This window comes from Sphingobium sp. B1D7B (genome assembly GCF_025961965.1).
Classification (GTDB): domain Bacteria; phylum Pseudomonadota; class Alphaproteobacteria; order Sphingomonadales; family Sphingomonadaceae; genus Sphingobium.
The window spans coordinates 942,888-969,034 of record NZ_JAOQOR010000001.1 but is presented as its reverse complement, the minus strand read 5'-3'; the positions used below and the strand labels follow the sequence as shown (position 1 = coordinate 969,034).

Sequence of the window (26,147 nt, the reverse complement as noted above, 5' to 3'; positions counted from 1 at the left end):
CGCCCCCGGCCATAGCGCAGGGCTTGCCCGCGCCGGGATCACACGCCCAGATGCGTCCGCAACGGCCGCGTGTCGCTCCAGCTCTCCACGAAAGACTTCAGCGCGGCATCATGGCCCGGCACGTCGATCATCAACGTGACGAGCTGGTCACCGCGACCACCGCTTTTGCGATGGAAACCCTTGCCCTTGAGCCGCAGCGTCTGCCCGGAATGCGCGCCGGCCGGAACAGCGAGCATCACCGGCCCATCGACCGTGGGCACCTTGACGCGCGCGCCGGCAACGGCCTCGTTGAGGCTGATCGGCAGGTCCAACCGCACATTGTCGCCATCGCGTTTGTAAAAGGCGTGATCGCCGATCTCGATGGTGACGATGGCATCGCCCGCGCCCGCCGGGCCGGGCTGGCCCTTGCCGCTCAGCTTCATCTGGGTGCCGTTCTCGACACCGGCAGGGAGCTTGAGATCGATGGTCTTGCCGTCAGCGAGCGTGATGCGCTGCGGCGCCAGCGTCGCGGCATCGGTGAACGGCACGGACAGGCGATAGGCCATGTTGGCGCCCCGCTGCGGCGGTGGCGCACCGCGCCCGCCAAAGCCGAAGCCGCCGCCCGGTCGCCCGCGTCCACCGCTGAACAGCCCCTCGAAAATATCCGAGAAGTCCGCGCCGCCGGCCCCGAACTCAAAGCCTTCCGGCCCGCCGCCCTGCGAGCGGCCCCCGCCCTGTCCGCCAAAGCCGAAGGGATGCGTGGGGTTGCCGTCGGCATCGATCTCGCCCCGGTCGAAGCGGGCACGCTTGTCCTTGTCGGACAGCAGATCATAGGCGCGCGTCACCTCGGAGAATTTCTCCGCGGCCTTGGGATTGTCCTTGTTCCGGTCCGGATGCAGCTCCTTGGCGAGCTTGCGATAGGCGGACTTGATCGCCGCCTCGTCCGCACTGCGGGGGACGCCCAGCAGCGAATAGGGATCAGCCATGTCGTTCTACCCACCCGTTCACGAAGATATCATGCCTCATGGCATTCATCTGGCGATTGCGGCGCGGCGCCGCAAGTGGGGATTGGCGTGCGGCTAGGGCCGATCGACATTCAGATGATGACGTGGCGAAAATGGTGATTTTTCGTGACCCGGAGCGCAGCGTACTCAAGGTACGTGAGCACCGGAAGCACGGAAAATCGCCATTTGCAGGCCGTCAGAGCTGAATGTCGATTGGCCCTATCGCGCGGCGACGCGTGCCGGGCCGTTCGGAAAGCGCTCGAACATCGCCTCGGCGAGGCGCGTGGCGATCGCCTGGTCGCTCCAGCGCGAATCGCCCTCGCGCGTCGCGATCTCGGCCCGGCCTTCCCACAGGGGGGCGCCGGTGGCCTTGTCGAGGATGCGCGCTTCCATCCGGGTGGAGACCAGCGCCTTGCGCGGCTTGGAGAGATCGACCGCGAGCGCCATGCCCATCGTCGATCCATAGGTGCCGGTTCCGACCATCATTTCGCCGCTCACCGGCTTGCGCTTGGTCTCCTCGGGCACCAGCACCTCGCGACGAATGCGCAGTTCGGTCACCTGCCCGCTCTCGCCTTCGCCATGCGCCAACGTATTATAGCCGGCCTTCACCAGCTGATCAATCACCGCCGCTTCAAAGGGGGCGGTGCCCGCGACGTCATCGACCGCGCCGGTCAGCGTGGAAACCTGAACCGGTCCGCTGCCGAGCCGCGCGGCCTCGCCCTCGGCGGTGAACTGTGCGGCATCGACCTGCCCTTCGCGCGAGTCACGGCCGCTGCTCACCAGAGGTGCACGCGGCGAATCGATGCGCGAGCCGCCCCAGCGGTCCGGACCGCGACCCCATTGGGCGACGCCCGGCGACGCGACAGCAAGCAAGGAAGTGGCGGCGATCAGCCGGACGAGGGGAGAGACGATCATCAATGTCCTCTTGCGCAGGGATTGTCCCGCGCCAGTCCACCCCACTGGCCCGGCATCGGCACGGGAACTTTATGGCACGGCGCCTTGCGCGCGCATGAATGAAAGGCGGTCGACCATCGACAGGAGAGTTTCCACGCGCGGCCGCACAGGCTAGGTGAAGCGCATGACGACACAGACCGCGACCTCATCCGAGCCGACCACGCTGACGGACAACCCCTTCGCCCTCTTCGCCCAATGGATGGCCGACGCCCGCGCCAGCGAGCCCAATGATCCCGAGGCCATGGCGCTCTCGACCGTCGATGCGCAGGGCCGCCCCTCCACCCGCATGGTCCTGCTCAAGGGCTATGGGCCGGAAGGCTTCACCTTCTATACCAATTTCGAGAGCCGCAAGGCCGGGGAACTGCTTGCTCATCCCGAGGCGGCCTTGCTGTTCCACTGGAAGTCGCTGCGGCGGCAGATCCGGATCGAGGGACCGGTCGGCCCGGTGGATGCCGCGACGGCCGACGCCTATTTCGCCTCGCGCCCGCGTGTGTCGCAAATCGGCGCCTGGGCATCCGATCAGTCCCGGCCGCTGGATGCCCGCGAAACCTTCGAGGATCGCATCAGGGAGGTCGAGGCGCGCTTCGCCGGCGTCAACGTGCCCCGCCCGCCGCACTGGTCGGGCTTCCGCCTTGCCCCGCGCGCAATCGAGTTCTGGCTGGACCGGGCCTTCCGCCTCCACGAGCGTCGCCGCTACGAGGCGGACGGCGCGGGTCGCTGGGCCGCGCAGATGCTCTATCCATGAGGCATGGCCGGTGAGTGCGGCGACGCCTGCGGCGCGCGAGGATCATCTCGCCACGACCGGCGCGATCAATCGCAAGGCCGCGCTCGCCAGCGTCGCCGTGGCGCTCATTCTCGCGGCGGCCAAGAGCTGGGCCGTGCTGCGCACCGAGTCCATCGCCATGCTTGGCTCATTGGCGGACACCGGGCTGGATCTGGTCGCCAGCCTCGTCACGCTCTTCGCCGTCCGCCTCGCCGCGCGCCCGGCGGATTACGACCACCGGTTCGGCCACGGGAAGGCGGAGGCTCTGGCCGCATTGTTTCAGGTCTCGCTGATCAGCGTTGCCGCCGTGCTCATCATCCTGCGCTCGGTCGAGCGGTTCGGCAGTGCCGGCACGCCCACGGCGATCGAATATGGCATCGGCGTCTCCATCCTCGCCATCGTGTTGACCATCCTGCTCGTCAGCTATCAGGCACGCGCGATCCGGGCGACGGGATCGGTCGCGATCAGCGCGGACAGCCTGCATTATCGCAGCGACCTGCTGCTCAACGGCTCGGTCATCCTCGCGCTGGTGCTGGAAACGGCGCTGCACCTGCGCGGCGCCGATGCACTCTTCGGCCTCGGCATCGGCCTGTGGCTCGCCCTCAGTGCGGGACGGACGGCGATGCACGCCATTGGCGAGTTGATGGACAAGGAATGGCCGCTGGAAAAGCGCCAGCGCTTTCTCGACATTGCCGAGCGGCACCCGGCCCTGCACGGCATCCATGATTTGCGCACCCGCAGCAGCGGATCGCATGACATCGCCCAGTTCCACATCTGGCTCGATCCGCACATGACCCTGAAACAGGCGCATGAGGTGATGGAGGACATCACCCGCGCCCTGACCGCCGACTTCCCCGGTCTGGAGCTGATTATCCACCCCGACCCCGCCGACCAGCCGGAAGGCGGTGACCTGCTCACCCAGCAGGATGCCCGCACGGTGCTCGTCAACGAAGCCGCCGCGAGCGGCAAGGCGCCCGGACCGGAGACGCCGGCCCCATGACGGCAGCGCCGATGATCCTCCCTTTCGTCCAGGTCGATGCCTTTGCGCATGCGCCGTTCACCGGCAACCCCGCCGCCGTGATGCCGCTGGATCACTGGCTGGCGGACGATGTGCTGCAGGCGATCGCGCAGGAGAATAACCTCGCGGAGACGGCCTTCACCGTGCCGCTCCCACCCGGCGCCGGCGCGGACTATGACTTGCGCTGGTTCACGCCGACCGTCGAAGTGGCGCTGTGCGGCCACGCCACGCTGGCGAGCGGCCATGCCCTGATGGGCGCTGCGCGACAGAGCCTGCGCTTCCGCACACAGCAGGCCGGGGATCTGGTGGTCGAACGCGTGGCGGGCGATGAGGGCGACGCCTACCGGCTCGATCTGCCGGGCATGACCACCGCGCCAGCCGATCTGGCAGAAATCGCCGCCCTGCTCGGTGGCCCCGCGCCGCAGGAGACGCACGCCCGCGACGGCGGCTATCGCCTGCTCGTCTATGCGGACGACGCGCAAGTGCGCGCGCTGCGCCCCGATTTCGCGGCGCTCGGCAAGCTCGGCAATTTGCTCATCATCGCCACCGCGCCGGGCGCCGAGACCGATATCGTCAGCCGCGCCTTCGTGCCGGGCGCAGGGATCGACGAAGACCCGGTGACCGGCTCGGCCCATTGCCTGCTCACGCCCTATTGGAGCGACCGGCTCGGCCGCGACCGCTTCACCGCCTATCAGGCCAGCGCGCGCGGCGGCTATGTCGACTGCGAACGCACCGGCGACCGCGTCATTCTCACCGGTCGATGCCGCACCGTGATCGAGGGGCAGTTTTTGCTCTGAGTGCAATCCGCGTCAGGAGAAGCGCCGAACCAGCCGCGCCATGGCTTCGCGCAGGGCGTCCATGTCTTCCTCGCGGGTGATGCCCAGGCGCACGATGACCAGTCGCTGCTCGGGCGAAACCAGGACGAACTGGCCGCGCTCGCCAACCGCCGCCATCACGCCCGCACTGGCCTGGCCCGGAAAGAGCGGTGAGGGGTCGCCACCCCGGTTGAGCCAGAGATGCCCACCAAATGCGGCATGCGCAGGCGATGGCGCCGTCATGAAATCGAACCAGGGGTCGGCGATGAGCTGGCGCCCCGCGACATGGCCGCGCTGGCGGATGAGTTCGCCGATCGTCGCATAGTCGCGCGCCGTCATATGCATCATCAACGCGCCCTCGAGCGTCCCGCGCGCATCAAATTCCGGCACGAAGTCCTTGAGCCCGAGCGGTTTCGCGAAGCGGGCATCGAGAAACCGCGCCATGGCAGCGCGGCGGGCGAGCGGGTCCTGATTCGCAGTCAGCCGGTCCGTCATGATGCCGGTGAGGATCATGGTGCTGCCCGCGCTCGGCGCGAAGGTCGCGCCCGGCGCCTGCACCAGCGGCTTGGCCGCCGCGAACGCCGCCTGATCCGTGCTCCCCTCGCCGGCGAGCATGGCGAGCGTGTCGCTCGGCTCGCCTGGTTGCCAATCTTCGCGATATTGCAGGCCACTGCTCATCTGCAGGAGGTGCCGCAAGCTGATCGCGGCGCGCGGATCGCCGGTCTGTCGCCAGGCGGCCACGGGGGCCGGATCGTCCAGCGCCAGCAGACCATCGGAGACCATCATGCCGGCGATGAGGCCGGTGACCGTGCGGGCAATTGACCAGCTTAAAAAGCGGCTCTGCGGCGTGAACCCATCGGCATAGCGCTCGGCGACAATCTCGCCCCCGCGCATCACGATGAGCGCGCGCGTCTCGCCCACGTCTGCGCCATCGCCGGGATCGAACAGCGGGTCCACCGCCTCGCGCAGCGCCATGGCGGAGAGGCCGGGGCTGTCCTTCAGCACGGCATAGCGGCTGGCCGGCACGTCCTGCGACGCACCCGCCCCGGCGAGCATCAGGCTGGCGGCGGTGACGCACAGCCAGCGGGAAAGGCTTTTGATCTTCATGGCGCGCGGCCTTATCACGCAGCGCGATGAAAGGGGATAATCAGATGTGGGGGCAGCGCGATCCTCTCAAGCGCAAGGCCATGATGAAGCGCGCGAGCGGCTGGCTCGCCCTGCTGCCGGTGGTTCTGGTCGCCTTCTGGGTCGCGGTGAGCTGGCCCGGCTGGCAGCGGGAGGCCGACCAGGCCGCCGGCCTCGCCGCGCGCCTGGGCTGCTCGTGCCGCTATGTCGAGAATCGCCCGCTCGAAAGCTGCCAGAGCGATCTGGCCGGCGTGCCGTGGATGGCGCTCGTGCGCTATGAGGATGCGCCCGAGGCCCGGCGCCTGACCGCCAAAATACCCATGCTGGCCACGCGATCCGCGCGACTCAAGCCCGGCTTCGGCTGCATGCCCGAGCGCTGAGGGCGGGGTGGACCGACACGTCTCCCCTCCTCTTCAGAGGAGGGGCCGGGGGTGGTGGCGATGCGCCAGCATCGCAAAGTCAGTAAATAGCAAAGTCAGTAAATAAACGCGAGGGTGCAACACCACCCCAACCCCTCCTCGAAAGAGGAGGGGCTAAATCGCCTCAATGCGCCCCACGCATTTTTTGCACGAGGTGAACAATCGCCGCCACCACCAAGCCGACGAGGAAGCCGAACAGCGCCGCCAGCATCGCGCTGATCGTCCAGACAATGACCGGCGCGTGGCTCACCGCTTCAGCAATGGCATGCTGGCCATGGGGCAGCACAGCCAGCGGCGTGCCTTCCAGCCCGTGCAGAATGATCCCGCCGCCGACCCACAACATCGCCACCATGCCGATCGATTCGAGCATGCTCAGCACGCCCGGCATCATCCGCACCAGCCCGCGACCCACCCGCTGGACCAAAGGGCCGCCGGTCTTGGCGAAGTGCAGGCCGATATCGTCGAGCTTCACGATCAACCCGACCACGCCATAGACGCCCACGGTGACGAGCAGGCCGACGACGGCGAGGACCAGCGCCTGCGTCAGCAGCGGGCGGCTTGCCACGTCCGCCAGAGCAATCGCCATGATCTCGGCGGAGAGAATGAGGTCGGTGCGGATCGCGCCAGAAACTTTCGCCTTTTCCAGCGCCTTGGCGTCGCCATCGGCGGGGAGTGCGTCCTCCTCTTGCGCATGGCCGCCCCGCAGCATCTCGATGATCTTCTCGGCCCCCTCGAAGGCGAGGAAAGTGCCGCCGACCATCAGCAGCGGCGTGATCGCTTGCGGCAGAAACGCACTGAGCAGGAGCGCGAGCGGCAAAAGGATGAGGAGCTTGTTGCGAATGGACCCAAGCGCGATGCGCCAGATCATCGGCAGCTCGCGCTGCGGCGAAAAGCCGGTGACGTAGGTCGGCGTCACGGCGGCATCGTCGACCACCACGCCGGCTGTCTTCATACTGGCCCGGCCGGCAGCGGCCGTCACATCGTCGACGGATGCCGCGGCAAGGCGGGCGATGGCGGCGACGTCGTCAAGCAGGGCGGCGAGGCCGGAGGCCATAAGGAATGCTCCTCGTCAGGATATTGCAGCCACCCTGCCCGATTTCCCGGCGAGCGGAAAGATCGGGCAGCGGGTCAGGCGGCAGGCTCGGGCGGCAACGACCAGTCGATCGCCCCCCGCCCCTGCGCGGTGAGAAACGCATTGGCCCGCGAGAAGTGCCGGCAGCCGAAAAATCCATTATGGGCCGAGAGCGGCGAGGGGTGCGGCGCCTTCAGCACCAGATGCCGCCCCCCGGCGCTCACATCCTGCACGAACGCCGCTTTCTTCTGAGCGTAGGCCCCCCAGAGCAGGAAGGCGACCGGCTTGTCCTGCGCGGCGACGGCAGCGATCACCGCGTCCGTGAACCGCTCCCAACCCTGATTGGCATGGGCGCCGGCCTTCCCGTTCTCGACGGTGAGCACGCTGTTGAGCAGCAGCACGCCCTGCTCCGCCCAATGGACGAGGTGACCATGGCCGGGCGGGGTAAAGTCCACATCGGTCCGCAATTCCTTGAAGATGTTGACGAGGCTCGGCGGCGGCCGCACGCCCGGCTTCACCGAGAAGCACAGGCCATGCGCCTGCCCCGGCCCATGATAGGGATCCTGCCCGAGGATCACCACGCGGACATCCGGCAGGGGCGTGAGGGCGAGCGCGTTGAACCAGTCGCTGCCGCGCGGGAAGATCTGCGCACCGGCCGCCTTGCGGGCCTGAAGAAAGGCCTTGAGCTGCGCCATGGAGGGCGCGGCGAACGCATCGGCCAGCGCCACCCGCCAGCTCTCATCGAGCGAGGCAGGGATGGAGGGCGGGGTTATGGCGGTGTCGGCATCGGCAGTCATTCGCCCGGCTTAGAGCATTTGCGGCGCCGGGCAAATCGGGCCGCAAGGGCACGAACGACAGACAGTCCCTGCCGGTTGACACGCAAGGCGATGAAACGCATGGGATTTTTCATGCGGACATGCATCAGGCATTTTTCCATCCGCCATCATGCGGGGCAGCTTCTCGCGGGCATCTAGCCCCGGGACCCGGCGCCGTGCGCGCCGGGCTCGGGGCCCTTTCGCCGAACCGCTGTGCGACGTTCCAGACGCGCGCGCCCCACGCCCGAAAGTCCGCATGATGCCACGCCACGCCATCCCAGTCCGCCACCCTTCCGGGGCCTGACCAGAGCACGCACACCGGCCTTCACCGCGCGCTGAGTCCTGCTCGGCCCGGCAATGTTCGGTCGCTTCGTCTCTGCCTGCCCCACGCGCGCCCTGTCGGCGCCGTCCAGCCCAGCCATCAAATTTACGTCCAGAGAAGAAAGACCAAACATTGCTGAGAATTGACGATAAGCTTCGCCCGGTCCTGCATGACGTCATCCGCCGCAATGGCGGCGAGCCGGAATTTCATCAGGCGGTGACCGAGGTGCTGGAAAGCCTCGGCCGCGTCGTCGCAAAGCGGCCCCATTATCTAGACAATGCCCTGATCGAGCGGCTGTGCGAGCCCGAGCGGCAGATCATCTTCCGCGTGCCGTGGCTGGACGATAATGGCCAGGTCCAGATCAACCGCGGCTTCCGCGTCCAGTTCAACTCGGCGCTCGGGCCCTACAAGGGCGGCATCCGCTTCCATCCCTCGGTCAATGTCGGCATCATCAAGTTTCTCGGCTTCGAGCAGACCTTCAAAAATGCCCTGACCGGCATGCCGATCGGCGGCGGCAAGGGCGGATCGGACTTCAACCCCCGCGGGCGCTCGCAGGGCGAGATCATGCGCTTCTGCCAGTCGTTCATGACCGAGTTGTTCCGGCATCTGGGCGAATATACCGACGTGCCGGCCGGCGATATCGGCGTAGGCGGGCGCGAGGTCGGCTATATGTTCGGCCAGTATAAGCGCCTCACCAACCGCTATGAGGCTGGCGTGCTGACCGGCAAGGCGCTGTTCCACGGCGGCTCGCGCGCCCGCACGGAGGCCACCGGCTACGGCGCGACCTATTTCGTCCAGCGGATGCTGGCGACCCGCAAGCAGAGCTTCGATGGCAAGCGCGTGACCGTGTCCGGCTCGGGCAATGTCGCTATCTACACCATGGAGAAGGTCATTGAGTTCGGCGGCATCATCGCGGCCTGCTCGGACTCGAACGGCTATGTGATGGACGAGGACGGCATCGACCTCGAACTGGTCAAGGAAGTGAAGCTCGTCCGCCGCGACCGGATCAGCGACTATGTGCGCCTCAAGGGCGGCAAGAGCCACTATGTCGAGGGCGGCTCGGTCTGGGACGTGCCCTGCGACATCGCCATGCCGTCCGCCACCCAGAACGAGCTGACCGGCAATGACGCCAAGACGCTGCTCAAAAATGGCGTCATCGCGGTGGGCGAAGGCGCCAACATGCCCTCCACCCCGGATGCGGTGCGGCTGTTCCAGGAAGCCGGCATCCTCTTTGCGCCCGGCAAGGCCGCGAACGCTGGCGGCGTCGCCACCTCCGCGCTGGAAATGCAGCAAAACGCCTCGCGCGATAGCTGGTCTTTCGAGAAGACGGAAAGCCGCCTCGCCTCGATCATGCACGACATTCACGATCGCTGTGCGGAAACCGCCGAGGAATATGGCGCCCCCGCCGACTATGTGCTGGGCGCCAACATCGCCGGCTTCGTCCGCGTGGCCGAGGCGATGGACGCGCTTGGGGTAATCTGACGCGGTAACGGAGGCTGCCGACGAGACGGTGGCCTCCGTGTCCGAATCAACTGGCTGGGACGATCTGGAAAATCTCGCCGTCGAAATCGACGATGAAGACGTTTCCGAGGGAATCCTTGCCGAACGCTACGGGCTGATCGATCGTGCCCACGTCCGGCACAAAATCGGCATTGCGGTTCTCGAAACCCGTCCCGTCCAGCAATGGCCCGTTCCGCAGCCGGTCGAACGGGACCGACCAGAGATTGCCGCTGACGAAATCGGCGAAAAGATAATGACCATTGAGCGCAGGAATCGACTGGCGATAGACCACGCCGCCGATCACTGACCGGCCCTGAAACAGCCCCGTCCCGTGGCCATAGTGCAATTTGGGCCCGGTCAGGGTGACATTCGCCGGGACCGCGCCCTTATAGGGGAGCGTGCCTTCCAGATAGGGCCAGCCGAGATTGTACGGCCCTTCTGCAATCGGCAGCACATTGATCTCCTCGCGCTGATCCTGACCGACGTCGCCGATGATCATGGTCGATCCTTCGAACCCGCCACGGAAAGGATTGCGCAGGCCCGAGGCAAAGACGGTAGGCGGCAGCCAATCTCGGATCGAAGCCCCGGCGTAGGGATCGGGATCGCGGGCCAAACGCATGATCTTGCCCAATCGCGAGCTTTGATTTTGCGCGTTATTATTGGGATCGCCTGCCCCGCCCCCGTCGCCGAGCCCGATATAAAGCACCCCGGCAAGGCTATCTCCGCCGGGGCCGAAATCGACCCACCCGCCATTATGATTGCTGAAGCCGGGGTGGGCTGCGGAGAAGATCGGGCGGAGAGGGCTGAACGAATCACCATTCCAGAAGGATCCATCCGAAAGAAGGGGGTGCTGTGTCAGATTGATAGTCCCAGCCGAATCAGTCCACAGCAAGTAGAGCGCGTAGGGATTCTGCGGAAAACCGCCTCCACTCTTGCCCACCGTAATTCCGATGAGGCCGCGTTCGCCATCGGTCGATAGGTTGTTGAGAGTCAGCACGAGCGTGCGCGCACCACTCGTCGTGTCCAGCCGATAGACGCGCCCCCCGCGCTCGGCGACGTAGACAAGGGCGGAACTGACCGGGCTGCGATACAGTGCAATGGGCTGACTGAAGCCCTGCGCGACGCGGCGGACGGCAATGCCCTCCCGATCATTGGCGACCGTGATGCGGACATCCTGCTGGGCGCTCGTGCGCCCGTCACTGGCGCTGAGCGCCACCTCATACACATTGTCGCCATTGGCATCGCCCGGCGCGTCAAAATTGGGAGCGGTGCGAAAGGCCAGATCGCCGGTGACGTTGATCGAGAACAGCGCTGCATCGGCACCGCCGGCGATGCTGATCGTGACGGGATCATTATCCGGATCGCTGGCGCGGGCGGCATAAGCAGCCGTGACGTTCTCGATGACCGAGACCGCGGCGGGCGACGTGAAAGCGGGCGCGCGATTGGATGTCGGTGTGGGGGTTGGCGTCGGCGTGGGAGTGGCGGAGTCATCGCCACCGCATCCGGCCAGCGCGAGGATCATGCACGACAGGATAACCGACCGCATCACTCGCTCCCGCCTGTTCCTTCAGATACGAGGAGATCGGCAATATCGCGCTAAGTCAAGGACAAGGCGGTGAAATGTGAGCCGGCGGGGGCGTGAAGATGCTGCGGAATGCGTGGACACAACAAAGGCCGCCGGAACACCGGCGGCCTTCGCATGTCTGATCCGATCAGCGCTGGTTCTGGCGTTGACCGCCGCCCTGCTGGTTCTGATCGTCCTGTCCGCCCTGCTGGCGACCGGACTTGTCCGTGTTGGACTGGTCCTGCTGGCCGCCTTGGCCGGGCTGGCGCTGTTGATCGTTCTGCTGGTTCTGGTTTGCCATGGTCCATCCTCTCTTGTCGCCCTTGATGGGCATGGGAGAGAAACGGATGGAAGAGCGGCCGGTGCCCGGCTTTGCGACGAATGCCGGAAAAGCGGACGAGTTGAAAGGAGCGTCGGACGGGCCGGGTAGGCCGTCAGCCGATCTGCTTCCAGGCCGACGCGATTTCCGCGATGAAGCCGTGAGCGCTCTCCATCAGGCTGGGATCATTGGCGACGGTCGCCTCCAGCGTCCGGCGGCGCGTCTCGCGGTAGATGGTCGCCAGGCTGATGGCGATCTCGCCACCCTGCTCGAAATCGAGGCTCGTCTCCAGCGCGTGGAGAATGGCGAGCGCGCGCGTCTGCCGGTCCAGGCATTTGTGGCGATCGCCGGCCTTGAGCGCCAGTGCGGCGGTATCCAGCGCGAGCAGCAGCTCGTCGAACAGGATGCGCACGAGCTGGTGCGGCGTGGCGCCCTCGACGCGGCTGCCGCTATCCACCGCCGCATAATGGCGGAGCGCGGCCATCGGCCTCATCGGATGCGAACCCATGTACATACAGCGTATCCCTTATTGGTGTGTCCAGCGTCTGCGTCCGGACCGTTAGTCGTTGTTCTTGCTCCAGATCTTGACCTGCTGCTCAAGATAGGACTGCGTGGCCTGGAACTGCAGCAGGCGCGTTTGCATCTTCGCGTAGGTCGCGGTGAGCTGGGTGCTGTAGGTGCTGCGCTGATCGCCCAGCTTCTCCAGCTCCTTCTCCAGCGCGGCCTTCTGCTTCCCGTAAATGGCTGCGGAACTGGCGAGCGGACCTTCGCTGCCGTTCACATAATCGGTGATGTCCTTGAGCGCCCCGGCAATGCCCGGCTGCGTCGCGCTGGGCACGGCGGGATTGAGCATCTGGGTGACGCCTTCGGGGTCAGCCGCCAGCGCCGCTTCGAGCCGCTTGGTATCCAGCGTGAGCGTGCCGTTGCGCTCGGTGCGCACGCCCAGGTCGCTCAGCGTGCGATAGGTGCCGCTGTCGGTCAGCGGCTGGGAGACGAGACCGGCGAGACGCCGCGACAGATCCCGCACGCCAAAGTCGCCCGAGAGCAGGCCGGCCGTATCGCCCTGCGCGACCGTCGCGTCGTTGAGGGCGCCCTTGAGCTGATTATAGGCGGTGACGAACTCGCGAACGAGATCGCTCATGGTGCTGGTCGGCTGGTCCGTGGCGAGGGTGATCGTCTTGCCCGGCTCCGCCTTGTTGAGGTCGATCTGGATGTTGGGGATGGCGGTGGTGATCTTGTTCGAGCCGAATTCCATATCGACATTGTCGATGCGGATCAGCGCATTCGCGGCGACCTGGCTCTGCGTCAGCGTCCCGGCGGCGCCATCCCAGACGAAGCGCTGGAGATTGGCATCCGCATCGGCCTCGGCAGTGAGCGTGAAGGCCTTGGCGGTGCCGGTCTCGCCCTTGAGCACGAGGCGCGCGCCGGATTGATCGGTGACGATCGAAGCCGTCACGCCGGCATTCGCGGCATTGATGGCCGAGGCAAGGTCAGCCAGCGTGCCGGTGCCGCCGACGGTGATCATCGTCTCGGTGCTGCCCACGGTGAGCTTGAGCGTGCCGGTGCCAGCGACGGCGGCGCTGTCGGCCAGCGCGGCGGACTGGAGTACCTGCCCGGCGGCAAGCTGGCGCACCTCAAGCTGCGCCGGCAGGCCCTTGGGCACGCCGCCCGGAATGAGCGAGACCGCCGCGATGGTCGGATCATTGGAGACCGGATTGCCACGATAGCCGGTGCCCTGCAGCAGGTCGGTCAGGGCCTTGGAGAAGGTCTCGAGCGAGCTTTTGGCGGAGGCCAGCGCCGACACGCGGGCACTGGCGGTATCCAGCCGGGACTGGACGGCACTCTGGCGCGGCTGGAACGAGGCATTGGTGAGATCGGACACCATCTGGGTGATGTTGATCCCGGAGCCGATGCCCAGTGCGCTCGCAATATCCGTCGCCATATCCGTCGTCCTTTCAAGGCTTCAGAACGGCAGCGGCGAGCGCGGCTTTAGTGCCACGGGCAAAGAATCAGGGCAGGCGCATTCAGTCGTCGAACAGCGGCGCGCTTGGCGCCGGAACCCTCAGTGCGAGGCGGCTTCCACCATGAGCGAGGTGACCGATGCCTGCGCCGCCTGGGCCAGCCCGGCCTGCCGCGCCACCGCCTGCGCCACATTGGCGACGAAGGTGACCATCTGCTCGTCGGTCGGCGGCATGGGGAGCATGACGACGGGGCTCGGCATCAATGAGACGATGGCCCGGTCGGCCAGTTCGACACTCGATTCAGCATTGCGGGCCGAGGGCTGGATATGCGCCAGCACATCGGCGATCTCGGCATGGATGCGGGCATAATCGGCAGCGGCGGCGGAGCGTTCGCGATCCCGCAGCAAGGCGGCGCGGGAAGTCTCTCCCTCTGCCCCGCCATGCATGGCACGGGATTGGGAAACGGCAGGCACAGCCAAGGGGCTGCGCTCCGTTGCGCTGGTCACCGGGGTGACAGCCCCGGCGCGGGGCAAGAACTCGTTCATGACACATTGCCTTCTAATGTGTCCCCATCAACAAAAGACGGACGAGTTCGGCTAAGCTTTAATTCACGATATTGCGCCCATCCGCATCGAATCGCATCGCATCGGGCAGATCGATGTGCGGACGGTCCATCTCGGTCGCCATGGCGTGCTCGATCCGGTAGACGAAGGCGAGGATGGCGGCGACGGCCATGAACAGCCGTTCGTCCACTTCCTGCCCCGCGCGCGAGGTGAAGTAGATGGCGCGGGTAAGCTCGGGATATTGCAGCACCGGCCGGCCCTGATCGGCCGCGAGCGTGCGGATCGCCGCGGCGATTTCATCGGAACCGCGCGCGACTACCACAGGCGCCGCATCGCGCCCCGGATGATAGCGCAGCGCGACGGCGAAGTGCGTCGGGTTGGTGAGCACCACCGTGGCCTCTTCCACCGCCTTACGCACCGAGCCGTTGAGCGTCTCATATTGCCGCCGGCGGATCGCGCCCTTGAGTTCGGGAGAGCCTTCCGTCTCCTTGTGCTCCTGTTTCACTTCCTGCTTGCTCATGTTGAGCCGCTTCATGCGCTGGAAGATCTGCGCCGGCACGTCGATGCCCGCGATGAGGAACAGGGCCGCCGCGAGCGCGAGCGTGACGACCACGAAGATGTGGCCCATCTCGCTCATCGCCGGCATCACCCCGGTCTTGGCCATGCCGTGAATCGCATCGAACTGCCGCCACAGCAGCACGCCGCCGATGCTGCCGAGCAGCACCACCTTGGCGAGGGATTTGACCAGCTCGATAATGCCCTGCATGCCAAAGATGCGCTTGAGCCCGTTGATCGGGTTCATGCGCTCCGGCTTGGGCACGAGCGCGCCGGTGCGGAAGCCGAGCGAGCCAAGCACGGCAGGCGCGGCAATCGCCGCGACGACCGTCGCCAGCAGCACGCCCGCGAGCGGCAGCGCGATGATGGCGAGCAGATGATAGGCGCGCTGCTCCGGGGCGAAGCCCGCAATATCGCCCTGATCGAACCGCAGGGCCTCGGCGAGCATCAGGCGGATGGCGTCGATCAACGCCGGCCCGGCAATCGCGAGCCAGCCGACGCCGGCCATCACCACCATGGCGGTGGAGAGTTCGCGGGACTGGAGAATGTCGCCCTTGCTGGCCGCGTCCGTCAGACGCTTGGCTGTTGGCTTCTCGGTCTTTTCGCCGCCGCCGGAGGCTTCCTGCGCCATGGTTCAGCCGCCCGCCAGCAAGCGGCTCATGTCGAGCCCTTGGCGCAAGGCGTCGCTGATCGCCTCGCCCATGACCGGCGCGGCGATGGCGAGCAGCACGAGGCCGGCCAGCAGCGTCGCCGGCAGGCCGACCGCGAAGAGATTGAGCGACGGCGCGGTGCGCGCGAGCATGCCCATGACGAGCTGGACGAGAATGAGCGTGAAGGTGACCGGCAGGGCGATGATGACGCCCGAGGCAAACATGGTGCCGCCGAACTGCGCGATGCTCTCGAACGCGCTCGCCGGCATGAGATTGCCCGGGGGCAGCGCCTTGTAGCTCATCACGACGTATTGGATGAGCAGCAGATGCCCATCCATGGCGAGCAGCAGGAAGGTAGCAATGATCGAGAGAAAGCGGCCGACGACCGGCGTTGGCTGGCCTGAGAGCGGATCGACCATGGAGGCAAAGCCGAGGCCCATGGCATTGGCGATCGTCTCGCCGGCAATGAACGCCGCCGAATAGCCGATCTGCAAGGCGAAGCCGAGGCTGAGGCCTGCAATCACTTCCGCCGCGACGAGGGCGATGCCGGCGATGCTGGCCAGCCCTTGTTCGGGCAGCGCAAAGGGGGCGCTGTTGAGCGCGGCAATGCCGATCGCGAGGCTGAGTATGATGCGCAGCTGCACCGGCACGGCGGCGGCGCCGAAGATCGGCGCGGCGAGCAATGCGGCGCCGGGCCGGATCATCGCCAGCATCCAGAGCCACAGCTGCGCCTCGAGGCCCGCAAATGCCGGTGCGATCATCTGAGCAGGTCCGGAATCCGCTCGAAGATCTCGCGCGTGAAATCGGCGATGAGCATCAGGATCGCCCCGCCGAACAGCGCCAGCGTCACCGCGACGATGATGAGCTTGGGCACGAAGGAGAGCGTCGCCTCGTTGATCGAGGTCGCGGCCTGGATCATGCCGATGATGACGCCCGCCAGCAGGGCCGGGATCAGGATCGGCCCGGTCGCGAGCGCGGCAACCCATAGCGCCTGCTGGGCGAGGCCGACGAAGAAATCGCCATTTTCCATGATGCGTCCCTTTCCTGCCCGCTCAGGTCGCGAACGAGCCGGCGAGGGAGCCCATGGTCAGCGCCCAGCCATCCACCAGCACGAACAGCAGCAGCTTGAACGGCATGGAGATGATGGTCGGCGAGAGCATCATCATACCGAGCGCCATCAGCGTGGAGGCGACGACGAGATCGATGATGAGGAAGGGCAGGAAGATCATGAAGCCGATCTGGAAGGCGGTCTTTAACTCGCTGGTGATGAAGGCCGGCAGCATGATCGAGAAGGGAATCTCCTCGGGCGAGCGGAAGGCCGGCACGTTGGCGAGGTTCTGAAACAGAGCGAGGTCGTTCTGGCGGGTCTGCTTGGCCATGAAGCCATGCAGCACCTTGCCCGAGCGGCTCACCGCTTCCTCGATGCTGATCTGACCCTCACCATAAGGCGTGTAGGCGCTGGCGGTGATCTGGTCGATCGCCGGGCGCATCACGAACAGCGAGAGGAACAACGCGAGGCCGACGAGCACCTGGTTCGGCGGCGTCTGCGCGAGGCCGAGCGCCTGACGGAGCAGCGAGAGCACGATGATGATGCGCGTGAAGCTGGTCATCATCAGCACCAGCGACGGCAGCACCGTCAGCAGGCTCATCAGGACGAGGATCTGCAGCGAGATGGAGAGCGGGCGGCCATCGCCCGAAACATCGTCGAGCGCGCGGGTCAGCCCGCCCGAGGCAGCGGCGGCACCTTGCGGCAGGGCACCGGTTGCCGGCGCCTGCACTTGCGGCGCGGGTGCGGCGACTGGCGCAGCGGGTGCGGCGGGCGCAGCTTGGGCGAAGGCGGGCTGCGTGAGGCTCAGCGTCGCTAGAAGCAGCGCGCAAAACAGCGCAGCGCCGATCAGCAAACCCGTGCTCCTGCGAAGGCAGGAGCCCAGGGCGGCAAGGGACAGCGACTGCGCCCTGGGCTCCTGCCTGCGCGGGAGCACTTGGATGGTCGCCAGAATATGGTCAACCATGACGGGTTTCGCTCTCCGCGATCTTCTCGACCTTGCCGCGCGAGACCGAGAGCAGCAGGCGCTTGCCCTCGAACTCCACGACCGCGAGCTTGCCGAGCGTGCCCATGGGCAGCACATCGACCAGCTTGACCATCCGATCGCGCTGGCCGGCGCCCAGCATGCCGGGCTGATATTTGCGCCACAGCCACAGCGCGCCATAAGCCATGCCGCCGACCAGCGGCAGCATGATGAGCAGCTTGAGGAAATACCAGGCGAGCGCGCTCATGCCCGGCGCTCAAGCCCGGCGAGGCGCGCCTCGGTGGAGGCGATCTCGACAATGCGCACGCCATAACGGCCGTTCACCGTCACCACCTCACCCCGGGCGACCAGCGTGCCGTTGACCATGATGTCCAGCAGATCGTCAGCCTGACGATCGAGCTGCACGACGCTGCCCTCGCCCAGATTCATGATTTCGGCCAGACGCAACTGGGTGGCGCCGACCTCGACGGACATGCGGACGGGGATATCGGCCAGCAGGGCCATGTTGCGGCCCAGACCCATGTCCACCGGTGCGGCGGCCTCAGCCCGGAGTGTTTCGCTCATCTCGCTCATTATGTTGGTCCTCAGGCCAGTTTTTCGATCATGAAGGCGGCACTGCCGTCCTGTTCGCCCACGGTGCCCTGCGCGAATACGCGGTCCCCGACGAGCAGCGGCAATTGCCGCGCGATGTGAATGGGAATGACGTCGCCGGGCTTCAGCGACATCAGCTCCGCCATTTTGAGATTGGGCCGCGCCAGCACCGTGCGGACGGGGAAGCGCACATCGTCCAGCCGGGTGGCCAGACGGGTCCGCCAGACCGGATCGGCCGGCCGCGCCTCGTCCCCCGCCTTGGGCGATCCGACGATCTCTAGCCCGCCAAAGCCGGCCTTGGGATAAATGAACTCGATGATGCGCGGGCGATGATCGCCCATGTCGACCTCGAACCCCTGCACCACGATGGCCGTCTCTCCGGGCATCAGCTGGGCATGGGCCGGATTGGTCTCGCGGTTGATGAGCGCCGGCTCCAGCGGGGCGATCTCGGCCCAGCATTCGACCAGCGCCGCGATGATGCCATCGGCAAGCCGGGCGCCGAGCCGCGTTTCCGTGGGCGTGAACTCGCGCTTGTCGCTGCTCGCACGGTCGCCCTTGCCGCCATAGAAGCGGTCGACCAGCAGCGAGACCAGCGGCGCGTCGATGCGCAGCACCACCGGCCCCTTGATTGGGTGCAGGCGATAGAGCGAGAGGCTGGCGAACTCCGGCGCGCTCGCATCCCACATCATGAACATGGTTTCTTCGAGCGGCAGCGCGGTGACCAGCGGACGCGCGCCCCCATAGGGCTCGATGATCGCGCGCAACCGGCGGCTCACCCGCTCGCCGAGTTTTTCCAGTCCGCTGATCGCGGCGACCGGCTCACTGGTCTGTCGCCCGAGCGCGAAAGGCTGCACGTCATTCATCGTTCATTGTCCCCGTCCGACCCCCGTCGGACACGGCGCTACTGAATAACGAAATTGGTAAAATAAACGTTATCAATGCCGCCGTAGCCCGTCTTTTCCTTCAAAACATCGTTAATAACGGTCAGAAGTTTCGCCTGGAGCTTCTCCTTGCCCTGCGGGGTCGAGAGGTCGAGCTCCTGCTCCTGCGCCATCATCATCAGGATGGCCGAGCGGATCGGCAGCTCATGCGCCTGCACCGCCTCGATCACGCGCTGGTCGTAATAGGTCGACACGGCGATCGAGACCTGCGCGAAGGAGTCACTGTCCGCGAGGTTGGAGGTGAACGGCGCCGGGATCTGGAAATAGGTCGCCTGATAGGCCGAGGCATTGGCCGGGCGGGGCAGATCCACGCCCTTGCCCTCGCGCTCCGGCGCGTGCTGCTCGGCGGCCTTGGCGGCCCAGGTCTTGGCGACCTCCTCGGGCTTCTCGCCGGTCAGCACCAGCTGCGGGCGAAAGGCGTCTTCCGCCGGCCCGCTTTCCTTGTGCATGGAGCCAGCGGCGAAGAACCCCGCCGCAGCGCCACCGCCACCCAGCAGCGCCACGGCGCCCAGGATGATGATCAGCTTCTTCTTGCCGCCGCCCTTCTTCTTGGCGGCGCCGGCGTCCGGTGCGTCACTCATCGATCGATCCCCTTAAGCAAAGCGCACATGCCCGTCGGCACTGTCGCGCGCGGCGACCCTGCTCTCATCGGGCTGGCGAGATTGTTCCCCGGCGACGCGCGTGAACGATGTCCCGCGATCGCCATCCTGTCTGCGACCCTGCTGCTGCATCTGGCTCGCCAGATCGCGCTGGGCCTGGCCCTGGGCCTGATTTTGCGCCTGATATTGGGCCTGGCTTTGCGCCTGCCCCTGATCGCGCGCGGCATCCGAGGAGGCGCCGGCCTTCTCGACCGTGATCTGCCCGAGGTGCAGGGTGGCAAGACGTGCATCGGCCTGCAGCGTGCCGCGCCCTTCGTTGAGGCGCCGTGCGGCTTCATCCGTTTCCGCTGTCAGGCGGATATCCATGGCGCCTGCGCCCTGGAACACATCGACCTCAAGCCGGCCCAGATGCGGCGGATTGAGCGAGAAGCGGCTATGCCCGCCGCCTTCCGCCAGCCCGGCAATTTCTCGCGCCAGCCGGTCGATCCACTGGCCGGAGACGCCCATGTCGATAACCTGTGCGCCCAGCGCCGAAGCTGCCGAAGGCGCTGCCTGGCCTGCGCCGCCACTGCTGCTGACAGCGCCGCTCTCGGTCGAGATGCCAACCGGCAGGTCGATGACGAAGCGCTGGGCCGTGTCTGGAGCCGGCGCCGCGGCCTTGCCGGTCGTTGCGCCCTGCGCCGCCAGAGCATCTGCCAGGCTGGCACCCTCCGCCTTTGGAGAGTCCGCGCCATCGGCCTTGGGGGCAGCGAGCGCTGCCACGCCGGCGGGTGCCGTCGCGCCATCCTGCGATGAAGCGGCGGCACGGCCTCCCTTGGGCCCGGTGCCGGCGGCAACATGGGCAGCCATGGCCGGCATACCGGGCGCGAGCGGGAAGGGAATGACCTGTGCCTGCAGCGGCTGCGCGGGCGCCGCAGCGTTGGTGGCGCCATCATCCGTCGCGGCCGTGTCACCGGCCTCGGCGTCTGCATTCGGCTCGCCCTCGGTCAACACCAGGGCGGCATCCTGGGGCGGCTGCGCTGTCGCAGCGCCCTGCTGGGCCTGCTGCGCCTGCAGCTGAGCCGCGACGGTAACAGCCTGCTGGGGCTGGCTCGCGAACCGATCGGGCGCTGTCAAAGCCAGCTTGTCACCGCCGACCAGCGCGAGGATATCGGCGCTGAAGCCTTCGTCCGGGGCACCGGCCGGTCCGGTCGTGGCAGTCCCGTCATTGTCGACGACAAGGCTGAGGCCCGCGCCCCCGGCCGCCGGAGCATTGCCGTTCAGCGCAGCCAGCTCGACAAGCGCAGCGAACTGCCCGCCCGTGGCGAGGCCCGGTTCCCCGGCCTTCGCATCGGCAGCCGGAGCGCGCCCCGTCATCATGCTGAAGAGCGACGTGATGTTGATCATTCTTCCAGTCCCCTGTTCTGCATCCGCCGGACGCGCGGCTGCGCGGCCAGCCGGGCTTCGCGCTGCGCTTCCCGTGCGGCCTTGGCCTTGTCCTTGAGGCGCTCAGCAATTTCGCGTTCACGATCCGCCACCACCCGTTCCGCATCGCGCGCGTCGATCCGCCGATTGGCATCGAACAGCGCGCCATCGAGCTGCCGGCCGGCGCGCTCCAGGCGGCTGGCCAGTTCGCGCCGCGCAGCGAAGAGTCCGCCGATCTGCTGCCCGCTCTGGCCGCACAGCTCTTCGCGCACCTGCGCGATGCGGCGGGCATTGCTGGCGATCTGGCTCGCCTCATCCTGCGCAAGCGTGAGCGCGGCGACGGCCTGATTGTGCTGCACGTCCCGCACCCGGACGAGGCGCTTGCGCGCGGCGACCATGCGGCTCATGCCCCGAACTCCGCGATCAGCGCGGCGGCGCTGGTGTCGACGTCAATCGTGGACTTGCTGCTCTGGCGCAGGAAGCCCAGCAACTGCTGCCGGCGTTCCACGGCCTCATCGATGGTCGGATCATTGCCAGGGCGATAGGCGCCCATCAGGATGAGATCGCGATTTTCCTCATAGGCCGCCCACAGCCGCCGATAATTGGCGGCCGCGCGCAGATGCTCGTCATCGACGATGTCCGCCATCACGCGCGAGAGCGAGCGCCCGACGTCGATAGCCGGGAAGATGCTCTGCTCTGAAAGATGCCGCGAGAGCACGATATGCCCGTCGACAATGGCGCGGGCGGTATCGACGATCGGATCGTCGGTATCGTCGCCATCGGCCAGCACAGTGTAGATCGCGGTGATCGATCCGCCCGAGCGGCTGTCCACGCCGGCCCGCTCGACAAGGCGCGGGATGAGCGACAGCGCCGAGGGCGGATAGCCCTTCATCGCCGGCGGCTCGCCCAGCGACAGGCCGATCTCGCGCTGGGCATGGGCACAGCGGGTGAGACTGTCGATAAGCAGCAGCACCTGTTTGCCACGGGCGCGGAAATATTCGGCGATGGCAGTCGCGCGGGCAGCCGCGCGCAGGCGCAGCACCGGCGGATGATCGGCCGGCACGGCGACGACGACGCTCTTGTTCATGAGCGCGCCGCCGATCTTGGTCTCGAGGAAGTCGCTGACCTCGCGGCCACGCTCGCCGATCAGGCCGGTGACGATCACGTCCGCCTCAGCGCCGGCGATCATCTGGCCCATCAACACTGATTTACCCACGCCCGAACCGGCCATGATGGCGATACGCTGGCCGCGACCGGCGGTCAGCAACGCATTCACCGCGCGCACACCGAGATCGAAGCGTTCCAGCACCCGGCCACGATCCAGCACATTGCCGCGCACCCCAGCGAGCGGCCACTGACCATTGGCAAGCACCGGCCCCTTGCGATCGAGCGGCTGTCCCATGGCATCGATGACGCGGCCGATCAGCCCCTCGCCGACCTGCACCATATTGGCGGCGCTGTCCGGCTCGACGCGCGCGCCATTTTCCAGCGGCGCATCCTGATCCAGCGGCACCAGCACGGCGCGGCTGCCCCGGAAGCCAACGACCTCGGCGCGCACCGACATGCCATCGGCTGCACGAATGCGCGCGCCGGCGCCGATGGGGCGGGAAAAGCCGGTCACTTCGAGCATCCCGCCATCATGGCCAACCAGCCGGCCGACATGGCGCGGCGCCTGATTGGGCACCTGCATATGATCGAGCAGGCGCGTGGCGCGGGCGAGTTCCGCCTGGATCACAGCCGGCCCTCCATATCGTCCATCAGCGCCTTGAGGCGCGCCAGGCGCACGTCCGGGCCATCCTCGATCCAGCCATCCGCCGTAGCGAGACGGACCGATCCGCGCGGCACATCGGCGCTGGCCGCGAGCGAGAAGCGCAGCGGCTCGGCCTGCAGCAGCGGCAGATCCTCGGGATTGACCTCCAGCCGGGCCTTGGCATCCTCGGTGTCGATGCAGGCGGCGACTGCCTCGCAGCGCGCCCGGAGCACATCGGCATCGATCGGCACTTCACCCACGATCTGGCCGACCAGACGGATGACCGCCTGGGACAGCAGCGTGGCGAAGGCGCCTTCATCCACTTTGCCGAGCGCCAGAACGGCGGCAGCCAGCTCCCGCCGCGCCGCATCGTCCTGCTCGGCGGCTTCGCGCGTGATGCGCTCGCCTTCCTGAAAGCCCTGCACGAAGGCATCGCGCGCGGCTTCCTCAATGGGGTCGACCGGCGCCTGAGCGGCCAGCGTCTCATCATAGCCGCCGCCCGGCCCGCTTCCGCCGGGGAAGGTCACATTCCAGGCCCGATGGCCCTGCTCCTCGGCATAGAGGTGGCGAAAGCCCCTGCCATCGCGCCCGACGCTGCCGAAATTGCCCCAGCTCTCCAGCGGCGCGGCGCCGCTGACGCTATCGGCCGACCAGATCCTAGACATAGTCGTCGCCCTTTCCGCCCAGCATGATCGCCCCTTCCTCGCCCATGCGGCGCGCCTCGGCGATGATCGCCTTCTGCGCTTCCATCACTTCGGCAAGGCGCATCGGGCCGCGCTCGTCCATCTCGTCCTGAATGGACTGGGCGGCGCGCTGCGACATGCAGCCCAGGATGCGCGTGCGCAGCGTGTCGCTCGCGCCCTTGAGCGCGACGACCAGAATGGCGTTGTCCACCGCCCGCATGAGCGTGCCCAAATCCTTGTCCGACAGGGCCTGCAGATTTTCGAAGACGAACATTTCGTCCTCGATAAGCTGCGCGACATTGCGATCCCGCTTGTTCAGCGCCTTGATGATGCGCTGCTCATGATCCTTGCGGATGTTGTTCATGATCGCGGCGGCCTCGCTGGTGCCACCGCGCTTGGTGGTGCCAGCGGAGGAGCGGCCCTGCGCCGGGCGGGAGGCGATGAGCTGCTCCAGCTCGTCCAGCGCCTCGGTGCTCACCGGGCCGAGCGTGGCGACGCGATAGACGACATCGTCCTGCACCTCGGCCGGCAGCAGCTGCAGCGTCGCGGCGGCGACGGCCGGGTCCAGATGGGCCAGCACGATGGCCATGATCTGCGGATGCTCTGGCTCGATGATCGCGGCGATCTCAGCCGGCTCCATCCATTTGAGCATCGAGAGCTTGGTCGAGCGCGTTGGCGGCGTGATCCGCGCGAGCATATTGTCCGCGCGGTCGGGCCCGAGCGCCTTGTGCATGGCGCCGCGGATATGCTGGGTGGCGCCGTAGCCGATGGTGGTGCGACCGCGCGCCTTGGAGACGAACTGGTCCAGCGCGGCGTTCACCTCGTCCACCTCGACATCGGCGACGTCATACATGGCGTAGCCGAGCTGGCGCACCTCGTCCGGCTCCAGCCGGGAGAGGATCTGCGCGGCTTCGTCTTCCTCGAAGAGCATCAGCAGCACGGCGGCAGCGGCGCTGCCGGTGAGCGGGCGAGCGGCTTCGACCTCAGCCATCGGCCTTCACTCCATCCTTGAGGAGATCGCGAACGACGAGCGCAGCGCGATCGGGGTCCTGCTTCACAAAGTTGCGGATCAGCGTGGCGCGATCGCTATAGTCGTGCGTGGCACTGATCATATCGAGGGTCACCGGCTGAGCGGGGTCATGCACCGCCGCCGAGGCCCGGCCGATCTCTGCCTGGATTTCCGTGCCGATCTGCTGGCCGATCTGCGCATCGAGCACCTGACGCTCCGCCTGCGCGGCGGACCAGCGCTTGAGCAGCGGACGGCCGATGCCGACCAGCAGCAGCAGCGCGACGAGCAGGGCCGAGACGTTGCGGGTGAGCATCGCCACCCAGGCTTCCTGATACCAGGGCGTCGCATCGGTGGCGGCATCCCCGGCGGCTTCGGCGAACTTGCGCGAGGAAATCGCCACCACGTCGCCGCGTGCCTGATCGAAGCCGATTGCGCCTTTGACCAGCGCCTCGAGCGCGGCAATCTCCTGCGGCGTGCGCGGCTTGCCATCGGTGCCCTGATCCAGCGCGACGGCGATGGACAGGCGCTGCACGGTGCCCACGGCGTCCCGCGTCACGGAGACTTCGCGGCCCAGCTCGAAGCTGCGGTTGAAGGTCTCGGTCGTCTTGAACGGCGGCATGCCGGGTGCGGGCGGCGTCTGCATGGCGTTGGCCTGTGCCTGCGCCTGCGTCGGCGGCGGGCCGCCCGGATCGGCGGGATTGACCGGCGGATTGGGCTGCAGCGCGCCGGGGATGCCGCCGGGTGCCGCATTCGCATTGCCCTGCGCATCCGTGTTCCAGCTGCCGGTTTCGGCACGCAGCCGGGCTTCGTCCTGCGGATAGGTTTCGCGCGTGGCCTGCCGCTCGGCGAAGTTCACCTCGGCATGCACCTCGGTCGAGAACTTGCCGGCACCGATGATCGGCGTGAGCAGCGCAGTCACAGCCTGACGGTAGCGATCTTCGATGCGGCTCTGGATCTGGATCTGCCGATCCGTCTCCGCGCCGGCCCCGGTCGCATTACTGAGCAGGCGGCCATTCTGATCGACGACCGACACCGATTCCGGCGCCATGTCGCCCACGGAGGAGGCGACCAGATGCACGATGGCCTCGACCTGCCCTTCGGACAGCGAGCGACCATTGGCCAGTTGCAGCATCACGGATGCCGTCGGGCGGGAGCGCTCGCGCAGGAAGATGCTCGGCGCCTCGACCGCGAGGTGAACCCGCGCCTTGGTGACCGCATCGATCGCCTCGATGGTGCGGGCCAGATCCATCTCGCGCGCGCTGCGCAGCTTCTCGCCCTCGACGGCGCGGCTCGCGCCCATCGGCATGGAGTCGATCAGCGTGTCGCCGGTCGGCGCGCTGCGGGGCAGGCCCTCGGCGGCGAGCTTCATCTTGGCGTTGAAATAATCGGTCTCGGCGACGGTGATCGCACCGCTCGTCTGATCGAAATTATAGGCGATGCCGCTCTTGCCCAGTGCCTCGGCCACGGCGGCCTGGTCGGCCTCGGGCAAGCCCCGGAACAGGTCGCGCTGCGGCGGTTCGCGCAGCGCCAGCCAGGCCAGCGCGGCGAGCGCAGCAACAGTAATCAGGCCGATCATCGGCAGGCTGCGCTGCACGGCGGGCTGCTGGAGCAGGCCCGTGAGGCGCAGCTTCATGCCCTGCGCGCCGGCCGCAAAGCCCGCGCCAGACCCGGAGAGGGCAGGCAAGCCGGACTGCATCGCTGCCTGGTTGCCAGTGGTGGTGGTGATGTTCGCGTCGCTCATC

At 67.1% G+C, this 26,147-nt stretch carries 29 protein-coding genes; 5 read left to right on the top strand and 24 right to left on the bottom strand.

From position 1 onward, the window contains the following. Window positions 1-38: 38 nt before the first annotated feature. Together M2336_RS04575 and M2336_RS04570 are read right to left on the bottom strand one after the other, a co-directional pair. Window positions 39-965, bottom strand: coding sequence for a DnaJ C-terminal domain-containing protein (locus M2336_RS04575; protein ID WP_181560876.1), 927 nt, complete (start codon window positions 963-965; stop codon window positions 39-41). A gap of 237 nt (window positions 966-1,202) precedes the next feature. Then, entirely contained in the window at window positions 1,203-1,898 is a 696-nt protein-coding gene (locus M2336_RS04570) for a DUF4136 domain-containing protein (protein ID WP_264574142.1), read from the bottom strand. A 163-nt stretch (window positions 1,899-2,061) separates the two neighbouring features. On the opposite strand from M2336_RS04570, the gene pdxH reads away from it, so the two are divergent. Genes pdxH through M2336_RS04555 form a run of 3 tightly spaced genes read left to right on the top strand, consistent with a single transcriptional unit; the run spans window position 2,062 to window position 4,515 of the window. Then, window positions 2,062-2,682 carry a pyridoxamine 5'-phosphate oxidase gene (pdxH, locus tag M2336_RS04565; RefSeq protein ID WP_264592582.1) on the top strand — a complete coding sequence of 207 codons (621 nt, stop codon included), beginning with the start codon at window positions 2,062-2,064 and terminating at the stop codon, window positions 2,680-2,682. 10 nt (window positions 2,683-2,692) lie between these two features. Continuing rightward, entirely contained in the window at window positions 2,693-3,700 is a 1,008-nt protein-coding gene (locus M2336_RS04560; RefSeq protein WP_264574140.1) for a cation diffusion facilitator family transporter, read from the top strand. Next, a complete protein-coding gene (locus M2336_RS04555) occupies window positions 3,697-4,515 on the top strand; it encodes a PhzF family phenazine biosynthesis protein (RefSeq protein ID WP_264574139.1) in 819 nt (272 codons plus the stop codon). Before M2336_RS04560 ends, M2336_RS04555 begins: the two co-directional genes overlap by 4 nt. Window positions 4,516-4,527: 12 nt before the next feature. Here the strand turns inward: M2336_RS04555 and M2336_RS04550 are convergent, their stop codons facing one another. Next, entirely contained in the window at window positions 4,528-5,640 is a 1,113-nt protein-coding gene (locus tag M2336_RS04550) for a serine hydrolase domain-containing protein (RefSeq protein ID WP_264574138.1), read from the bottom strand. A 44-nt stretch (window positions 5,641-5,684) separates the two neighbouring features. Between M2336_RS04550 and M2336_RS04545 the strand changes: the two genes are divergently transcribed. Then, complete coding sequence (locus M2336_RS04545; RefSeq protein WP_264576878.1) at window positions 5,685-6,038, top strand: hypothetical protein; 354 nt, start codon at window positions 5,685-5,687, stop codon at window positions 6,036-6,038. 163 nt (window positions 6,039-6,201) lie between these two features. On the opposite strand, the gene M2336_RS04540 is transcribed toward M2336_RS04545, so the two are convergent. Together M2336_RS04540 and ung are read right to left on the bottom strand one after the other, a co-directional pair. Beyond that, a complete protein-coding gene (locus M2336_RS04540; RefSeq protein WP_264574136.1) occupies window positions 6,202-7,131 on the bottom strand; it encodes a DUF808 domain-containing protein in 930 nt (309 codons plus the stop codon). A gap of 74 nt (window positions 7,132-7,205) precedes the next feature. After that, window positions 7,206-7,946, bottom strand: coding sequence for a uracil-DNA glycosylase (ung, locus tag M2336_RS04535; RefSeq protein ID WP_264574135.1), 741 nt, complete (start codon window positions 7,944-7,946; stop codon window positions 7,206-7,208). 472 nt (window positions 7,947-8,418) lie between these two features. Between ung and gdhA the strand changes: the two genes are divergently transcribed. Then, the gene (gene gdhA / locus M2336_RS04530; protein WP_264574134.1) at window positions 8,419-9,768 is read left to right on the top strand and encodes an NADP-specific glutamate dehydrogenase; all 1,350 of its coding nucleotides are present in this window, start codon (window positions 8,419-8,421) and stop codon (window positions 9,766-9,768) included. 46 nt (window positions 9,769-9,814) lie between these two features. Here the strand turns inward: gdhA and M2336_RS04525 are convergent, their stop codons facing one another. From M2336_RS04525 to fliF, 19 genes are all read right to left on the bottom strand, one after another. Further along, window positions 9,815-11,332 (bottom strand): PQQ-dependent sugar dehydrogenase, encoded by a 1,518-nt coding sequence (locus M2336_RS04525; RefSeq protein ID WP_264574133.1) that lies wholly within the window; start codon window positions 11,330-11,332, stop codon window positions 9,815-9,817. Between the two features lie 166 nt (window positions 11,333-11,498). Next, the gene (locus M2336_RS04520; protein WP_264571511.1) at window positions 11,499-11,651 is read right to left on the bottom strand and encodes a hypothetical protein; all 153 of its coding nucleotides are present in this window, start codon (window positions 11,649-11,651) and stop codon (window positions 11,499-11,501) included. A gap of 133 nt (window positions 11,652-11,784) precedes the next feature. Then, window positions 11,785-12,153 carry a flagellar export chaperone FliS gene (gene fliS / locus M2336_RS04515; protein ID WP_264574132.1) on the bottom strand — a complete coding sequence of 123 codons (369 nt, stop codon included), beginning with the start codon at window positions 12,151-12,153 and terminating at the stop codon, window positions 11,785-11,787. Window positions 12,154-12,228: 75 nt separating this feature from the next. Continuing rightward, window positions 12,229-13,611 (bottom strand): flagellar filament capping protein FliD, encoded by a 1,383-nt coding sequence (gene fliD / locus M2336_RS04510; protein ID WP_264574131.1) that lies wholly within the window; start codon window positions 13,609-13,611, stop codon window positions 12,229-12,231. A gap of 120 nt (window positions 13,612-13,731) precedes the next feature. Next, the gene (locus M2336_RS04505) at window positions 13,732-14,175 is read right to left on the bottom strand and encodes a hypothetical protein (protein ID WP_264574130.1); all 444 of its coding nucleotides are present in this window, start codon (window positions 14,173-14,175) and stop codon (window positions 13,732-13,734) included. 58 nt (window positions 14,176-14,233) lie between these two features. Next, window positions 14,234-15,379, bottom strand: coding sequence for a flagellar biosynthesis protein FlhB (locus M2336_RS04500; RefSeq protein WP_264574129.1), 1,146 nt, complete (start codon window positions 15,377-15,379; stop codon window positions 14,234-14,236). 3 nt (window positions 15,380-15,382) lie between these two features. Beyond that, on the bottom strand, window positions 15,383-16,159 hold the full coding sequence (gene fliR, locus M2336_RS04495) for a flagellar biosynthetic protein FliR (protein ID WP_181560890.1): 777 nt from the start codon (window positions 16,157-16,159) through the stop codon (window positions 15,383-15,385). Continuing rightward, window positions 16,156-16,428, bottom strand: coding sequence for a flagellar biosynthesis protein FliQ (gene fliQ, locus M2336_RS04490; RefSeq protein ID WP_181560891.1), 273 nt, complete (start codon window positions 16,426-16,428; stop codon window positions 16,156-16,158). Before fliQ ends, fliR begins: the two co-directional genes overlap by 4 nt. A 22-nt stretch (window positions 16,429-16,450) precedes the next feature. Beyond that, window positions 16,451-17,299, bottom strand: a complete 849-nt coding sequence (gene fliP, locus M2336_RS04485) for a flagellar type III secretion system pore protein FliP (RefSeq protein WP_413715957.1) — start codon at window positions 17,297-17,299, stop codon at window positions 16,451-16,453. Window positions 17,300-17,402: 103 nt separating this feature from the next. Beyond that, the gene (locus M2336_RS04480; protein ID WP_181560893.1) at window positions 17,403-17,675 is read right to left on the bottom strand and encodes a flagellar biosynthetic protein FliO; all 273 of its coding nucleotides are present in this window, start codon (window positions 17,673-17,675) and stop codon (window positions 17,403-17,405) included. After that, window positions 17,672-18,001: a flagellar motor switch protein FliN gene (gene fliN / locus M2336_RS04475; RefSeq protein ID WP_181560894.1), complete on the bottom strand. Its 330-nt coding sequence runs from the start codon at window positions 17,999-18,001 to the stop codon at window positions 17,672-17,674. Before fliN ends, M2336_RS04480 begins: the two co-directional genes overlap by 4 nt. 11 nt (window positions 18,002-18,012) lie before the next feature. Beyond that, window positions 18,013-18,882 carry a flagellar motor switch protein FliM gene (locus M2336_RS04470; RefSeq protein WP_264592581.1) on the bottom strand — a complete coding sequence of 290 codons (870 nt, stop codon included), beginning with the start codon at window positions 18,880-18,882 and terminating at the stop codon, window positions 18,013-18,015. Between the two features lie 38 nt (window positions 18,883-18,920). After that, window positions 18,921-19,541 carry a flagellar basal body-associated protein FliL gene (gene fliL, locus M2336_RS04465; protein WP_264571515.1) on the bottom strand — a complete coding sequence of 207 codons (621 nt, stop codon included), beginning with the start codon at window positions 19,539-19,541 and terminating at the stop codon, window positions 18,921-18,923. A gap of 12 nt (window positions 19,542-19,553) precedes the next feature. Further along, on the bottom strand, window positions 19,554-20,945 hold the full coding sequence (locus M2336_RS04460) for a flagellar hook-length control protein FliK (RefSeq protein WP_264592580.1): 1,392 nt from the start codon (window positions 20,943-20,945) through the stop codon (window positions 19,554-19,556). Further along, the gene (locus M2336_RS04455) at window positions 20,942-21,370 is read right to left on the bottom strand and encodes a hypothetical protein (RefSeq protein ID WP_181560898.1); all 429 of its coding nucleotides are present in this window, start codon (window positions 21,368-21,370) and stop codon (window positions 20,942-20,944) included. The genes M2336_RS04460 and M2336_RS04455 overlap by 4 nt, the downstream gene beginning before the upstream one ends. Then, window positions 21,367-22,698, bottom strand: a complete 1,332-nt coding sequence (locus M2336_RS04450; RefSeq protein ID WP_264574126.1) for a FliI/YscN family ATPase — start codon at window positions 22,696-22,698, stop codon at window positions 21,367-21,369. The genes M2336_RS04455 and M2336_RS04450 overlap by 4 nt, the downstream gene beginning before the upstream one ends. Continuing rightward, a complete protein-coding gene (locus M2336_RS04445; RefSeq protein ID WP_264574125.1) occupies window positions 22,695-23,378 on the bottom strand; it encodes a flagellar biosynthesis protein in 684 nt (227 codons plus the stop codon). Before M2336_RS04445 ends, M2336_RS04450 begins: the two co-directional genes overlap by 4 nt. After that, window positions 23,371-24,387: a flagellar motor switch protein FliG gene (gene fliG / locus M2336_RS04440; RefSeq protein WP_264571519.1), complete on the bottom strand. Its 1,017-nt coding sequence runs from the start codon at window positions 24,385-24,387 to the stop codon at window positions 23,371-23,373. Before fliG ends, M2336_RS04445 begins: the two co-directional genes overlap by 8 nt. After that, window positions 24,380-26,146 (bottom strand): flagellar basal-body MS-ring/collar protein FliF, encoded by a 1,767-nt coding sequence (fliF, locus tag M2336_RS04435; protein ID WP_264574124.1) that lies wholly within the window; start codon window positions 26,144-26,146, stop codon window positions 24,380-24,382. The genes fliG and fliF overlap by 8 nt, the downstream gene beginning before the upstream one ends. Window position 26,147: the final 1 nt, after the last annotated feature.